This window comes from Alteromonas naphthalenivorans (genome assembly GCF_000213655.1).
GTDB lineage: Bacteria > Pseudomonadota > Gammaproteobacteria > Enterobacterales > Alteromonadaceae > Alteromonas > Alteromonas naphthalenivorans.
In genome coordinates this window covers 4,859,790-4,874,649 of record NC_015554.1, presented here as the reverse complement: position 1 = coordinate 4,874,649, position 14,860 = coordinate 4,859,790, and the positions used below count along the sequence as shown (strand labels likewise).

The following is a 14,860-nucleotide window of genomic DNA, read 5'->3' as shown; positions in this document are numbered from 1 at the left end:
TTTATTAAACGGGAAGGATTTTATGCCCAAGTTACGATCTGCAACGACTACGCAAGGTAGAAATATGGCCGGCTCACGCGCTCTTTGGCGTGCAACGGGAATGAAGGATTCTGATTTCGGTAAACCTATTATTGCTATTGCTAACTCTTTCACGCAGTTTGTGCCGGGGCATGTGCATCTAAAAGACATGGGTCAATTAGTGGCACGAAGCGTTGAAGCCGCCGGTGGTGTAGCAAAAGAATTTAATACTATCGCGGTAGATGATGGTATTGCTATGGGCCACAGTGGCATGCTTTACAGCTTACCTTCCCGTGAAATTATTGCTGATGCAGTAGAATACATGGTGAACGCGCACTGCGCCGACGCCATTGTATGTATTTCAAACTGCGACAAAATTACGCCAGGAATGTTAATGGCGTCATTGCGCTTAAACGTACCTGTTGTGTTTGTATCAGGCGGTCCGATGGAAGCGGGTAAAACTAAGCTTTCTGATCAAATCATCAAACTCGACTTAGTGGATGCCATGGTAGCCGCTGCCGACGATAAAGTGAGTGACTCTGATACCGACGAAATCGAACGTTCTGCGTGTCCTACCTGTGGCTCATGCTCAGGTATGTTTACTGCAAACTCAATGAACTGCTTAACGGAAGCACTCGGTTTATCGCTTCCGGGTAACGGTTCAATGCTAGCCACCCACGCTGACCGTGAAGGTTTGTTTAAAAAAGCAGGTTCGCAAATCGTAGAGCTGTGTAAACGTTACTATGGCGACGATGACGAAAGCGTCTTGCCACGTAATATTGCTAACTTCAATGCCTTTGAGAACGCCATGAGCTTAGACATTGCCATGGGTGGTTCAACTAACACCATTTTGCATTTGTTAGCAGCAGCAATGGAAGGTGAAATACCTTTCACTATGAACGACATCGATAGACTGTCACGTAAGGTTCCCCACCTTTGTAAAGTGGCACCGTCTACCCCGAAATACCATATGGAAGACGTACACCGTGCAGGTGGCGTATTAGGTATTTTAAATGAATTAAACAAAGGTGGCTTACTGCATGGTGATGCAAACCATGTATTAGGTAAGTCACTTACAGAAGTCATTGCAGACTGGGATATCACCAACCCAGACAATACCGACGCGATTAAATTTTTCCGTGCAGGCCCTGCCGGCATTCGTACTACCCAAGCATTCAGCCAAAGCTGTCGTTGGGATGAAGCAGATAGCGACCGTGAAAACGGTTGTATTCGCTCAGTTGAAAATGCCTTTAGCCAAGAAGGTGGCCTAGCCGTGTTATACGGTAATGTGGCAGAAGATGGCTGTATTGTTAAAACCGCTGGTGTTGACGACTCGATTTTGAAGTTCACCGGTACTGCACGTATTTACGAAAGCCAAGATGATGCCGTAGCCGGTATTTTGGCTGACGATGTTAAAGCAGGCGATGTGGTATTTATTCGTTACGAAGGCCCACGCGGCGGACCGGGTATGCAAGAAATGCTTTACCCCACTTCATACTTGAAGTCGAAAGGCTTAGGTAAATCTTGTGCTCTCGTTACTGATGGCCGTTTCTCTGGTGGTACTAGTGGCCTGTCGATTGGTCACTGCTCGCCAGAAGCTGCCAGTGGCGGTGGTATTGGTTTAGTTGAGCACGGCGATAAGATTGAAATTGATATTCCAAATCGTAGCATCAACATCGCTATTAGCGATGAAGAGCTAGCAGAGCGCCGCGCGAAAATGGAAGCCAGCGAAAAGCCTTGGCGCCCGAAAGATCGCGTTCGTGAAGTATCAACATCATTGAAAACCTTTGCTGCATTGGCCACCAGTGCGGATAAAGGCGCAGTACGTGATGTATCGAAACTGGAAAATCTATGACCGTTAGCGATCACGACTATTTAAAGAAAATTCTATTAGCCCCTGTTTACGACGTAGCCGTAAGCAGTGAGCTTTCTTACATGTCGTTGTTGTCTGCCGAATTAGGCAATGAAATATTCTTAAAGCGTGAAGACCAGCAACCCGTTAAGTCATTTAAGTTACGCGGCGCTTACAACCGTATAAGTTCGTTAAGCGAAGCACAGCTTAAAGCAGGCGTTATCGGTGCTTCAGCGGGTAATCACGCACAAGGTTTAGCGTACAGTGCTAGGCGCAAGGGCATTCAGGCAACTATTGTGATGCCTGAAACTACCCCTGACATCAAAGTGGATGCAGTACGCCGTTTTGGCGGCGACCATGTAAACGTTGTCCTGCATGGCACTAGCTTTGACCAAGCCAGTGGTCACGCTAAAGCGCTTTGTGCAGAACATGGTTACACCTTTGTACCGCCTTTCGATGACCCTGATGTTATTGCGGGTCAAGGAACCGTTGCACGGGAATTGCTAGAACAAAACCCTAACTTGGATATTTTATTTGTTGCGGTAGGCGGTGGCGGTTTAGCGGCTGGTATTGCGGTTTACTTAAAGCAATTAAAGCCTGAGATTAAAATTGTTGCCGTTGAATCAGAAGAGTCTGCCTGTTTTGCCTTGGCGCAAAAAGAAGGTGCACCTGCTGCACTTGATAACGTAGGCATTTTTGCCGATGGCGTTGCCGTTAAGGTCATGGGGCAAGAAACCTTTAGGCTGTGTAATCGCCTAGTTGATGAAACCATGACGGTAACCAACGATGAAATATGCGGTGCCATTAAAGATATTTTTGATGACACTCGTGTTATTGCTGAGCCTGCAGGAGCCTTGTCTGTGGCGGCCATTCGAAAGTATGCCAAGCAGCACGACCTTACCGGCAAGAAGCTAGGCGGCATTTTATGCGGCGCGAATATTAACTTTCATACTTTGCGTTATGTGTCTGAACGCTGTGAACTGGGCGAGCAAAAAGAAGCCGTATTCGCAGTGAAAATTCCTGAGCGCAAAGGGGCATTTAAGCAGTTCTGTGAATGTGTTGGCGCAAAGGCGATTACTGAATTTAACTATCGTTATGCTAATGACGACGAAGCCCATATTTTTGTAGGGGTTAAATTAAAAGGCGGCCAGCAAGAATTCTTAAGCCTGCAAAGCGACTTAGAAGATAAAGGCTATCAGTGCTTTAATTTAACCAATAACGAATTAGCCAAACTGCACGTTCGTCACATGGTAGGGGGAAGACCACCGGCCATTCTAAACGAGCAAGTATTCAGTTTTGAATTCCCAGAGCGCCCTGGCGCATTGCTAACCTTCTTAAATACCTTGGGTGAATCTTGGAACATTACCTTGTTTCATTACCGCAACCACGGTGCGGCAGAAGGTTTAGTGTTGGTTGGGTTTGATATTGCCCCTGAAAGCCGAGAGGCTTTCAATGAGCATGTTATTGAACTTGGCTACAAAGTAGATGAAGTCACAGAAGATCCTGCCTATAAGTTCTTCTTGTCACAACCATCTAAGTAAAGAGCAAACCGTTTTCGCTTTACCTCGCTTCAAGTTAAGCATGGCTTACCTTGGGGCGAGGTAAAGCGTATTCCAAATCAATAAAAAAGCCGAAACGATGTAACGTTTCGGCTTTTTTGTGTCATCGATAGCAGTCTCTTCACTGAGCAGCCGATTATCGAGTAGCTAGCTGCATTCCAATCGACGAAGTAAACTAGTTATGCAAGACCACATTCTCAAGATGCTGGGTCATTTCAGGCCATACTAGTGCCATCACGTCTTCGCGAAGCGCTTCACACTCTTCAGAGTATTTCAGGCTTCCATTTTCAGTAGAATCTAACCAATGGTTATCTTTTAACGCACTAATAAAGCTAGACAGTACGTTCTTATCGTAAAACTCTGGGGAGCTTAACCCATAAAGGGTAGATAAACGTTCTGCCACTTGGCGACTAGTGCGTTCGAGTGCCCCGCGACTAATCACTTTTTCTTTATCCAAAATAGTCAGTACTACCGCGTAACGCTGCAAGGTTTCTTGCATGCAGCGGCTCAATAGCCAGGCTGAATGAAATTGCTTTTGCTGAGCATCAGGTGGAAGTAAATCACCTTCTTTGACTCGCAGAAGACCTTGGTCGACTAATGCATCAATAAGCGCATCGGTATGAGTAAGGGCTTCGTCTTGAGACAAGTGTAAAAATAACTCGCGTTGAAGTAGTGGGTATAACGCAGCAATTAACTGAAATACTGTCGCTTTACTTGTGCCTTTATGAGCAAATACACAGGCCATAATTAAGCCCGGCAATGCAAATAAGTGCAAAATATTGTTGCGATAGTAGGTGAGATAAACCGCTGACTTAGGTTTGGGGCTAATTAACCGACCATAGTCGTCTTCTTCAACCTCAAACTTGCCAAGCTTCAAGGTATCGTCAAACAATTCCTTCGCACTAGCATCAGGTATGGTGGCATCGGCACTGAAAGGCACATTCTTGAACAAACTAATAAAGTCGCCCATCGCTTGTTTAAGCTCAGACTCACTCATGGTTTGTGTTTTCGATGACAGTAAACACAGTGACGTTAGCGCCATACCATTAACCGCTGCTGCGCGATTAATTCTGGTCATCACATTGTTAGCCAGCTCGTTTACCGCTGGCGTTAACCATGCCGGCTTTTTCTCTGGCTCAGCATCACGGCAGTCACGCCAATTTGGCACATGGGTTTCCAAAAATTGATTCAGCTGAATAGGCTCACCAAAGTTTACATAACCATGACCGTAGTTTCTAAGCTTGCGAATAGCCGAGAACACTTGCCAGTTCGATTCTTTTTGCTTCTTAGTACCCTTAAGCTCATTCAGATAGCTTTTCACTTCCATCACGTTTTCGTAGCCAATATAGACAGGTACCAAGCTAACAGGCCTATTCACACCCTTCAACATGGCCTGAATGGTCATGGCTAGCATGCCTGTTTTGGGCGGAATAAGACGACCAGTGCGGCTGCGGCCACCTTCAGGGTAATACTTAACTGAATAGCCTTTATTGAAAAGTAACTCTAAATATTCGCGGAACACGGCGGTATATAGCTTATTACCAGCAAAGCTTCGGCGTAAGAAAAAGGCACCACCACGGCGGAAAATCTTACCCACCGGCCAGAAGTTTAGGTTAATACCGGCGGCAATGTGAGGGGTTACCATACCTTCATGATAAATCACGTAGGTCAGCAAAAGGTAATCCATATGGCTGCGGTGACAAGGCACGTAAACAATCTCATGGCCGTTTGCGGCAAGCTCTCGAATACGTTCGGAGTGGCCAACACTTATACCATTGTAAATTTTGTTCCAAATACGAGTAAGCAGTCGATCGCCAAAACGTATAAGTCCTTCGCGGTAATCTGCGGCTATTTCGGTAACGTATGATTGCGCTCTGTCTTTAGATGCGTCATGGGTAATTTTTTTACTGCGAGATTCTTCAGCCATAGCACGGCGCACGGCATCAGAACCTAGTACGCTGTTGTTCAGCTCTTGGCGCTCTAACAAGGTAGGGCCGGTCATACTTTGGCGTTTACGCTGAAAGTGAGTACTCGCTACACGCACTAACTTGTGTGCAATGCTTTTATCACTGCCATGTTGATTTGACATGGCGCGAGCCGATACCGCTTTTGAGTAATTAATAAAATTATCGCGGCCCAAGAACATCACGATAAAGAGTTTTCTTAGCCAACTTGGCGCTGCATTGTCGGCAATAAGATCGGCTAACCCTGGCGTTCCTCGGCCAGGCGCTCGGCCCCAGGTTACAAATACCGGAACCACTTGAAGATCTAATTGATGATGATCTCTGTGCAAATGAAACAAGTCAGTAAATACATCTTCAATACCCGTATCGTCTGCTTGTGAACGAAATATCGGCTGGGTTTTACGCAAAAACAATGTAGAAGGGTATTCTCTACCCGCCAACGTAAGCGTATCAGTCGGGCTCGGTAGGCCTAGTGCTTCTGTTGACATTCTAAGCGCTAATTGATCGGTTACCGAGTTTGCTGGAAGCAAGTAAACGATGGGCTTCGACTTATCAATGCCAAGCTCAGTTTCTACGTTTACGGGAATGCTGTGGGCTTTAACCAGCAACTTAACAGGATAATGAAATAGCGACAAAAGGGCTTTTCGCATCCACGACATGAATTCTGTAATCCTATGAAATTAAAACGGGAGAAGTGTACCACATCTCATGCAAAGTCTTGCAGAGGGCGTGGGGCTGTTTGAAAGCATCATTAGTATAAATCGTTGCCATAGCATATTGATTGAGCGTATTTTTACTCACCCATCAGTTGGTGACAGTACCTTTATAATGCATTGCCACGTCGCAGCGTTCATAAGCACAACCAAATTTTTGCATGATTTCTTCACAATGAACAAAGCCATTTTTCTCATAAAGATGAATGGCGGCTTCGCACTTCTTATTGGTTAAAAGAAATAGTGTATTAAAAGCAATGGCAGGGGCGTGATTCAACACATGCTGTAACAAGCCTTCCCCTACTTTTAATCCTCTGGCTTCACTGACCACTCCCATCTTAGTAAGTTCGAATACTCCTTCTCCTTTTTTCATTAATGCACATGTACCTACAATGCCAAAGTCGGGATGTTCAGCAAACCAAATGTATCCACCTTCATCGATAATGTTGCGCTGCGGGTAACCAATAACAGCCTCATCAATACTCTCTAAATGAAACATCTTGGTTATCCACTCTCTATTTATGCGGTCGAAATGGGGGGCCAACTCGGGGATATAGTCGAGGTAATGCAACATGATGGAATTCAATACTCTGATTAAGCATAGCTAGAAGAAGGTTTACTTTATGCCTTAATAGCAATCTTGTCACCTCGACCTAGATACCATTGAGGGTACTGAGCCGATTCGAAAGGTCGGTTTCAATAAACTGTCTCGTTAAGCTGACGGAGTCATTTATAACAAAAGTTTAATTTTTATTAATATACCTTTTAATTATTGATAAATCTGACTAGAATCCGCTCTAAATAAGAATATCTATCATTTTCAATACTGTTTGAATTATCACTCGAGGAGACTTGCTTGAAACTTGGTAAAGCAACTATTTCTACTGCTGTTCTATTAGCACTTTATGGCACATCTGTTTTGGCTCAAGAAAATATAACTGAGTCAGAAGAAAGCGTTGAGCGTATTACCGTACGCGGCGCATTCTTTGGTCAACAAGTCGCCACAGCGGTTAAAACCCCTACATTATTAGTTAACGTGCCGCAGTCAGTATCTGTTGTAAGCGCAGCACAAATTTCAGAACAAGCATTGTTTAGCATTGCTGATGTTATGCAATACACCCCAGGGGTGAGCATTGGATTGGGTGAAGATCATCGCGATCAAGTGACTATTCGTGGTCAGAACACGACTGCGGATTTCTTTGTTGACGGTCTTCGTGACGACGTTCAGTACTTTCGCCCGCTATATAACTTAGAGCGCGTTGAAATATTGCGTGGCGCGAACGCGCTTTTATTTGGCCGTGGAGGTGGCGGTGGCGTGGTTAACCGTGTGACTAAAGTGGCCAGTAGCGCTGAAGATTTCACTACGCTGTCAGCAGGTATTGATACCTTTGGTGCAGGTTCTATTAGTATAGATACCAATAAAGCCATAGATGCGAACAATGCTTTTCGTTTTAATGGTGTGTTTGACAGTATTGATAATCATCGTGATTTTAAAGATGGTGAACGTTACGCCATTAACCCCACCTATACATGGATGGCTAACGACGACACCACGGTGGTTGCATCTTACGAATACGTAAACGATGACCGTTTAGTCGATAGAGGTATACCTTCATTAGATGGTGCGCCGCTAGAAGGCTATGACGACACCTACTTTGGTGATCCAGATTTCAACAATACTACCCTTGAAGCACATATTGCCCGTGTTCGTGTTGATCATGCACTATCGCAGAGTTGGAACTTGAACGGTACCGTTCAGTTTGCTGACTATGACAAAGCTTATCAAAACTTGTACCCCGTTAATTTTGACGCTGATGCAGGTACGGTTACGTTAGACGGTTATCGCGATACCACTACTCGTGAGAATGCGTTGGTTCAATTGAACCTTATCGGGCAATTTGCGACAGGTGATATCAACCATACCTTACTAACAGGAATGGAGTACGGTAGCCAAGATACAGAAAATACTCGTCGTGATGCATTTTTTGCAGACAGCCAAGACGACCAAGTATCCTTTGTGTTTAGCGACCCATTGGTTATTCCTTCAATGACGCTGACGGACCCAGTAAGAGATCGTGCGTCAGACGTCACCTTTACCTCAGCGTTCGTGCAAGATGAAATTAAGCTTAACGAGAATTGGATTGTGGTTGCCGGTCTTCGCTACGATAATTTTGATATCGATGTGGTAGACAGTATTGAAGTAGCTAACGGTGCCGACGATGGTAACAGTGGTTTTCTTTCGAGCTCTGATTCACAAGTGTCTCCTCGTGCAGGCCTAATTTACAAGCCTGCAGAATCAGTTTCGATTTACGCCAGTTACAGCAAATCGTTTTTACCTCGTTCAGGTGATCAATTCCTTTCCCTGTCGCTTACAAGCCAAGCGCTGGAAGCTGAAGAATTTGAAAACAAAGAAATTGGCGTTAAATGGAATTTCTCTGACTCACTTAGCGTAACCGCGGCGGCATTTGAAGTTGAACGTGAAAACGGCACAGCGCAGGATCCTAACAACCCAGAAGCGTCTATTTTAACTGGCACCGAAACCAAAGGTTTTGAAGTGCAGGTGGTGGGCAAGCTTTCAGAGCGTTGGGTAATAAATGCTGGGTATAGCAACCTTGATGGCGAAGAAATGGGCCGCATTGTAGACGGCGCACTGGCAAATCGCGACTTAGCACAGCTACCAGAACACATGCTGACGTTATGGAACCAGTATGAAGTTAACGATAAGTGGCGTGTTGCATTAGGCGTGATTTATCAATCTGAGCAGTATGCCTCTTTAAATAATACCGTTGAACTACCTGACTTTGTTCGCGTAGACGCTGCAGTGTATTACGATTACAGCGAAGACGTTAAAATTCAGCTAAACGTGGAAAACGTATTCGATGAAGACTATTTCCCGTCAGCACACAACGACAACAATATTGCTACCGGCGAGCCGCTTAATGCGCGTGTGAGTTTGCAATATAAGTTTTAGTCACGCTGAATGGTAGTGATAAATAAAGCGGCTTTGATGGCCGCTTTTTCGTTGTGGTTAGGCCGATGAAAAAAAATTGCTTTGCAGAGCTTTGTGCTTGTCATTTCCTTTTAGGTGTATATACTTACAGGAACTGTATAGACAGACAGGTCTTTTATGCGCCCACTCACAGCAAGACAAACAGAAGTTCTCGAGCTTATAAAAACAACGATGCTCGAAACTGGCATGCCGCCTACCCGTGCAGAAATTGCCCGTCATTTAGGTTTTCGTTCTGCGAATGCCGCTGAAGAACATTTAAAAGCGTTGGCCCGTAAAGGCGTCATCGAAATACTTCCAGGCACTTCTCGTGGTATTAAGTTGAATATTCCTCTTGAAGATGAAACCCCTGAAGAAGAAGGTCTACCTCTTATTGGTCGCGTGGCTGCGGGCGAGCCGATTCTAGCGCAAGAGCATATAGAGTCTCATTATAAGGTCGACCCTGCCCTGTTTCAGCCTCACGCCGACTTCTTACTTCGTGTAAGCGGTATGAGTATGAAAGACATTGGTATACTGGATGGTGACTTGTTAGCCGTGCACCGCACGACGGACGTCCATAATGGGCAGGTGGTAGTAGCACGTGTCGATGAAGACGTTACTGTTAAACGCCTTGAAAAGCGTGGTCGCGAAGTATTACTTCACGCTGAAAATGATGAATTTTCACCGATTAAAGTCGACTTAGCGTCAGAGCCTTTTTCCATTGAAGGAATTGCCGTTGGTGTTATTCGAAATGCTGATTGGATGTAACCTTTTAGCTATTTAGTAAAGAAAGCGGCTTATAGGCCGCTTTTTTGTATGTTTACCATACCTTGCTTACACAATAATCGTAGTTAAGCCTAAGAAATTCCTCAAAAGCCACCAAATACCGCTCCCACATATTTTATCCTATTTATGTCACCTTTTTTAGTGCTAACTCGCGCTATTTTAGTTATCTGTTTTGTTTGAAAAGCAATCATAAGTGCGTAACTAGCTTTTGATAATAAGCAACTTATTGGCTGCTTCTATTTGCCCATCTCGTTCAAAATGAGCGTTTCAAACAGGCTCGCTAAATACCGGTGTAACGTCCATACGCTGTGACGTCATTCACTTCTCTGTCATACCACGTTGATTAAAAATTAAACGCTGCAATTGTTTTTTCTTAGAAAAGACTAGACTTGTGCGTTTTATTGAGCAATTCTTATACTGTTTTTAACAAAATAATAACAATAGCTGTAACTTTGTTTTACAACTAATGCTGGGCAGTTAAGTTAAGAGTTGGATTTCGGGTATCAGTTGCCAGAAGCGCAGCGCATCTATTGCGTTAATGCTTCTGTTATAACGGAGGTGTTGAGTGAAACGAGTAACGACACAAGCGGCGACACAAGCGACAAAGTGGCTTTACGGGCTTCCACTTTTGCTTACTTCGCCACTACTGTTTGCTGATGCAGCAACGGGCGAAGGCTCTTCCATTAATTTGCGGCGAGGCGCAACAGACATAAGTGGTCAAGTATACGACCTGCATATGTTGATGTTCTTTATCTGTATCGCAATCGCTGTTGCGGTTTTCGGGGTTATGTTTGCCTCAATGTACTTGCACCGTAAATCCAGAGGCGCTAAGCCCGCTCACTTCCATGAAAATGTAAAAGTGGAAATTGCATGGACAGTAGTGCCTTTCATCATTCTTATTCTTATGGCTATTCCTGCCGCTAAAACCCTTATAGCGATGGAAGATACCAGCGAACCCGATCTTACCGTTGTCGTTACTGGTTCCCAGTGGAAGTGGCATTACCGGTATATGGACAGAGACGTTGAGTTCTATTCGTTAATGGCGACGCAGCGAGAGCAAATTGAAAATAAATTCGAAAAAGGCGCGAACTATCTGTTGGAAGTCGACCGCCCGTTGGTAATCCCCACAGGGCAAAAAGTGCGCTTTCTTATTACCTCTGATGACGTTATTCACTCGTGGTGGGTACCGGACTTTGCAGTGAAAAAAGATGCTAATCCAGGGTTTATTAATGAGTCTTGGGCAAAGGTGAACGAGCCTGGTATTTATCGTGGACAGTGTGCCGAGCTTTGCGGAAAAGATCATGGCTTTATGCCGGTTGTGGTCATTGCTAAAGAGCCTGCCGAATTTGATGCTTGGATGAATGAACAAGAAGAAGCCGCTCGCCAAGCGAAAGAAGAAGAGCAGCGTTTACTGTCGATGAATATGTCGATGGATGAACTTATGGATGAAGGCAAGCGGGTTTACAACGCTACTTGTGCGGCTTGCCATATGCCTAACGGCGAGGGGCTACCCGGCGTTTTCCCTGCGCTTAAAGGCAGTGAGATGGTGCTTGAAGACCAAACTGCACATATCGATATTGTGTTAAACGGTAAAACCGGCACAGCCATGCAGGCGTTCGGAAAAATGCTAAGCCTGAAAGACATTGCGGCTGTGGTGACCTACGAACGAAATGCGTGGGGCAATAACACGGGTGATATGGTGCAGGCTAAAGATGTTAACGCCGTCGTTAATGGGAACTAGGAGTGCGTAATGAGTAAAGCAACTGATGTCATTGCGCCGGATACCTCGGCGCATCACGAAGATCATGACTATCATAGTCATATTCCAAAAGGAATAACCCGATGGCTGTTTACCACTAACCACAAAGATATAGGCACCTTGTATTTATGGTTCGCCTTTATCATGTTTTTGATTGGTGGTGCCATGGCCATGGTGATCCGTGCTGAGCTATTTCAGCCTGGATTACAAATTGTTGTGCCAAACTTCTTTAATCAAATGACGACTGTGCACGGCCTTATCATGGTATTTGGTGCGGTAATGCCAGCCTTTACGGGGCTTGCAAACTGGCTAATTCCTATGATGATAGGTGCACCAGACATGGCTCTGCCGCGAATGAATAACTGGAGCTTTTGGATATTACCTGGCGCCTTTCTTATTCTGCTTAGCTCGCTATTTTTAGAGGGCGGCGGTCCGGCATTTGGTTGGACCTTCTATGCCCCGCTTTCCACCACCTACAGTGGTGACTCAACCGCATTGTTTGTGTTCTCGGTACATATCATGGGTATCTCCTCCATTATGGGGGCTATTAACGTCATTGTGACCATATTCAACATGCGAGCTCCTGGCATGACGTGGATGAAAATGCCTTTATTCGTGTGGACTTGGCTTATCACTGCTTTCTTGCTTATTGCAGTAATGCCAGTGTTAGCCGGGGCGGTCACCATGGTGCTGACAGATAAGTTCTTTGGCACCAGCTTCTTTGATGCAGCAGGTGGTGGTGACCCCGTTATGTTCCAGCATATCTTTTGGTTCTTTGGGCACCCTGAGGTGTACATCATGATATTGCCGGCCTTTGGTATTATCTCTCAAATTGTCCCTACGTTTTCCCGTAAAAAACTGTTTGGCTACGCATCAATGGTGTACGCCACCGGCTCTATTGCGCTGTTGTCCTTTGTGGTATGGGCTCACCATATGTTTACCACCGGCATGCCGGTGTATATGGAAATGTTCTTCATGTTTGCCACTATGCTTATCTCGGTGCCTACAGGCGTGAAGGTCTTTAACTGGGTGGCGACTATGTGGCGGGGCTCTCTAACCTTTGAAATGCCCATGATGTTTGCCATTGCGTTTATCGTATTGTTTACCATTGGGGGCTTGTCAGGATTAATGCTGGCCATCGTGCCGGTGGACTTCCAATACCACGATACCTATTTCGTGGTCGCACATTTCCACTACGTACTGGTCACCGGCGCCATCTTCTCGATTATGGCTGCGGTATATTATTGGTTACCCAAGTGGACAGGGAAAATGTACGACACGGCGCTAGCAAAATGGCATTTCTGGTGCTCACTTGTGTCGGTAAATGTGTTGTTCTTCCCGATGCACTTTGTGGGGCTGGCTGGTATGCCACGTCGTATTCCTGACTACGCCTTACAGTTTGCCGACTTTAATAAGTGGATAAGCCTTGGCGGCTTTGCCTTTGGGCTGTCGCAGTTAATCTTCTTAGCACTGTTGATTAAAGCCTGTAAGAAGCAGGGTGAGCCAGTATCTGCCCAAGTGTGGGAAGGTGCTGAGGGACTAGAGTGGGAAATTCCCTCTCCTGCGCCCTATCACACCTTTGAAACGCCGCCGGTTGTTAAGTAGGAAATAAGACAAGCAGCACAGGTAATGAAAGCAAAGCAGGCATTGTAGTCGCTAAATTGTGGTGATGTATCAGCACAAAAAGTAGGCACGGGAGCTACCCATGACACAAGCAAATGCAAACAACAAAATGGTGATAAAACTCGTCGTTATTGTGTTTGGCATGTTTGGTTTTGGGTTCGCTCTAGTGCCACTTTACGACGTATTTTGCGATGTTACCGGTATTAACGGTAAAACCGAGAATACGGCTGCTGTATATGAGTCTATCGAAATAGATGAAAGCCGTGAGGTAACGGTGGAATTTATCACCCGAACTAATACCGGTATGCCGTGGGAATTTCGTGCGCAAACTAGTCGTATGAAAGTGCACCCTGGGGAGCTTAATACGGTGTCGTTTTACGTAAGAAATCCTGCATCTAACAATATGATGGCCCAAGCCATACCGTCGGTGTCGCCGGGTATGGCAGCACTCTATCTGAATAAAACGGAATGCTTCTGTTTTAATCAACAGCCGCTGGCGGCCGGTGCCGAGGCTTACATGCCTATGCAGTTTTATGTCGACCCACAGCTTCCAGAAGATATTAGCTATTTTACTGTGCAATACACACTGTTTGATGTGACAGCGCGAGCTGAAAATATCAAAACAAAACCGAATCCCTACATGGTCCCTCAACCTGAAAGTGGTAAATAACACAGGTATTGGGATAAGGAGAGAGTAATGCAGCAAGAATATGAAAAGTACTATGTACCAGCACAAAGCCCGTGGCCTATTGTAGGCGCGGTGGCGCTATTTTTGATAGCGGTTGGCGCAGGTAATTTTGTTATTGAAGCCACGAGAGGTGAATCGGGTTACGGAGGTTATATCCTCCTCGCCGGGTTTGTGGTGTTAATGGTAATGCTCGTGGGTTGGTTCAAAAACCAAATTGATGAGTCTATGGCTGGGCTATATAGCGACCAATTAGGCCGTTCCTACCGTCAGGGCATGAGTTGGTTTATATTCTCTGAGGTGATGTTTTTTGCTGCCTTTTTTGGGGCACTCTATTACGCGCGTTTCATTTCAGTCCCTTGGTTGGGAGGAGCGTCGAATAACGCAATGACTAACGAAGTATTATGGCCGGCCTTTGAAGCTATGTGGCCTTTGCTATCTACCCCTGGGGGGATCTCTACTCAAGAAATGAGTGCTCTTGGTCTACCCACCATTAATACGATTATTCTACTTATTTCCTCGGTAACCTTGCACTTCGCCCATGTTGGCTTAGAGCAGAATAAGCGCAAGCAACTCACCGTTATGTTAGGCGTCACTATCTTGTTGGGAATTGGATTCTTATTCTTGCAGGTGGAAGAGTATGTGCACGCTTATCGTGATCTAGGCTTAACACTACAATCTGGTATCTATGGAAATACCTTTTTCATGCTGACGGGCTTTCACGGTATGCACGTCACACTAGGCACCATTATTCTAATCGTGATGTTCTTTAGAGTACTTAAAGGACACTTTACACCACATAATCATTTTGCGTTTCAAGCCGGCAGTTGGTACTGGCATTTCGTCGACGTAGTGTGGGTTATGCTCTACTTATTTGTTTATGTTTTATAGTAATTACTGTGACTATCGCCAAGC

General features: G+C 45.2%; 10 protein-coding genes. 8 read left to right on the top strand and 2 right to left on the bottom strand.

Going from position 1 to position 14,860, the window contains the following annotated elements:
- The first annotated feature begins 22 nt into the window (after window positions 1-22).
- Both ilvD and ilvA read left to right on the top strand, forming a co-directional pair.
- Window positions 23-1,873: a dihydroxy-acid dehydratase gene (gene ilvD, locus AMBT_RS21320; RefSeq protein WP_013786743.1), complete on the top strand. Its 1,851-nt coding sequence runs from the start codon at window positions 23-25 to the stop codon at window positions 1,871-1,873.
- Complete coding sequence (ilvA, locus tag AMBT_RS21315) at window positions 1,870-3,411, top strand: threonine ammonia-lyase, biosynthetic (protein WP_013786742.1); 1,542 nt, start codon at window positions 1,870-1,872, stop codon at window positions 3,409-3,411. The genes ilvD and ilvA overlap by 4 nt, the downstream gene beginning before the upstream one ends.
- 193 nt (window positions 3,412-3,604) lie before the next feature.
- Here ilvA and plsB read toward each other — a convergent pair whose 3' ends face one another.
- Window positions 3,605-6,052, bottom strand: coding sequence for a glycerol-3-phosphate 1-O-acyltransferase PlsB (gene plsB, locus AMBT_RS21310; RefSeq protein WP_013786741.1), 2,448 nt, complete (start codon window positions 6,050-6,052; stop codon window positions 3,605-3,607).
- Window positions 6,053-6,197: 145 nt separating this feature from the next.
- On the bottom strand, window positions 6,198-6,680 hold the full coding sequence (locus tag AMBT_RS21305; protein WP_041452645.1) for a GNAT family N-acetyltransferase: 483 nt from the start codon (window positions 6,678-6,680) through the stop codon (window positions 6,198-6,200).
- Between the two features lie 282 nt (window positions 6,681-6,962).
- On the opposite strand from AMBT_RS21305, the gene AMBT_RS21300 reads away from it, so the two are divergent.
- The 6 genes from AMBT_RS21300 to AMBT_RS21275 all read left to right on the top strand — a co-directional run bounded on the left by AMBT_RS21300 (window position 6,963) and on the right by AMBT_RS21275 (window position 14,836).
- Window positions 6,963-9,077: a TonB-dependent receptor gene (locus AMBT_RS21300; RefSeq protein ID WP_013786739.1), complete on the top strand. Its 2,115-nt coding sequence runs from the start codon at window positions 6,963-6,965 to the stop codon at window positions 9,075-9,077.
- Window positions 9,078-9,233: 156 nt separating this feature from the next.
- Entirely contained in the window at window positions 9,234-9,860 is a 627-nt protein-coding gene (gene lexA / locus AMBT_RS21295; protein ID WP_013786738.1) for a transcriptional repressor LexA, read from the top strand.
- 583 nt (window positions 9,861-10,443) lie between these two features.
- Window positions 10,444-11,619 (top strand): cytochrome c oxidase subunit II, encoded by a 1,176-nt coding sequence (coxB, locus tag AMBT_RS21290; RefSeq protein ID WP_013786737.1) that lies wholly within the window; start codon window positions 10,444-10,446, stop codon window positions 11,617-11,619.
- Between the two features lie 9 nt (window positions 11,620-11,628).
- Window positions 11,629-13,242 carry a cytochrome c oxidase subunit I gene (gene ctaD / locus AMBT_RS21285; protein ID WP_013786736.1) on the top strand — a complete coding sequence of 538 codons (1,614 nt, stop codon included), beginning with the start codon at window positions 11,629-11,631 and terminating at the stop codon, window positions 13,240-13,242.
- Between the two features lie 100 nt (window positions 13,243-13,342).
- On the top strand, window positions 13,343-13,930 hold the full coding sequence (locus AMBT_RS21280) for a cytochrome c oxidase assembly protein (RefSeq protein ID WP_013786735.1): 588 nt from the start codon (window positions 13,343-13,345) through the stop codon (window positions 13,928-13,930).
- Between the two features lie 27 nt (window positions 13,931-13,957).
- Window positions 13,958-14,836, top strand: coding sequence for a cytochrome c oxidase subunit 3 (locus AMBT_RS21275; protein ID WP_013786734.1), 879 nt, complete (start codon window positions 13,958-13,960; stop codon window positions 14,834-14,836).
- The last annotated feature ends 24 nt before the right edge of the window (window positions 14,837-14,860 follow it).

What these genes read in the sequence shown, in the direction of transcription:
- ilvD (WP_013786743.1), top strand. Translation starts at nt 23, where the DNA reads ATGCCCAAGTTACGATCTGCAACGACTACGCAAGGTAGAAATATGGCC.
- ilvA (WP_013786742.1), top strand. Translation starts at nt 1,870, where the DNA reads ATGACCGTTAGCGATCACGACTATTTAAAGAAAATTCTATTAGCCCCT.
- plsB (WP_013786741.1), bottom strand. Translation starts at nt 6,052, where the DNA reads ATGTCGTGGATGCGAAAAGCCCTTTTGTCGCTATTTCATTATCCTGTT.
- AMBT_RS21305 (WP_041452645.1), bottom strand. Translation starts at nt 6,680, where the DNA reads ATGTTGCATTACCTCGACTATATCCCCGAGTTGGCCCCCCATTTCGAC.
- lexA (WP_013786738.1), top strand. Translation starts at nt 9,234, where the DNA reads ATGCGCCCACTCACAGCAAGACAAACAGAAGTTCTCGAGCTTATAAAA.
- ctaD (WP_013786736.1), top strand. Translation starts at nt 11,629, where the DNA reads ATGAGTAAAGCAACTGATGTCATTGCGCCGGATACCTCGGCGCATCAC.
- AMBT_RS21280 (WP_013786735.1), top strand. Translation starts at nt 13,343, where the DNA reads ATGACACAAGCAAATGCAAACAACAAAATGGTGATAAAACTCGTCGTT.
- AMBT_RS21275 (WP_013786734.1), top strand. Translation starts at nt 13,958, where the DNA reads ATGCAGCAAGAATATGAAAAGTACTATGTACCAGCACAAAGCCCGTGG.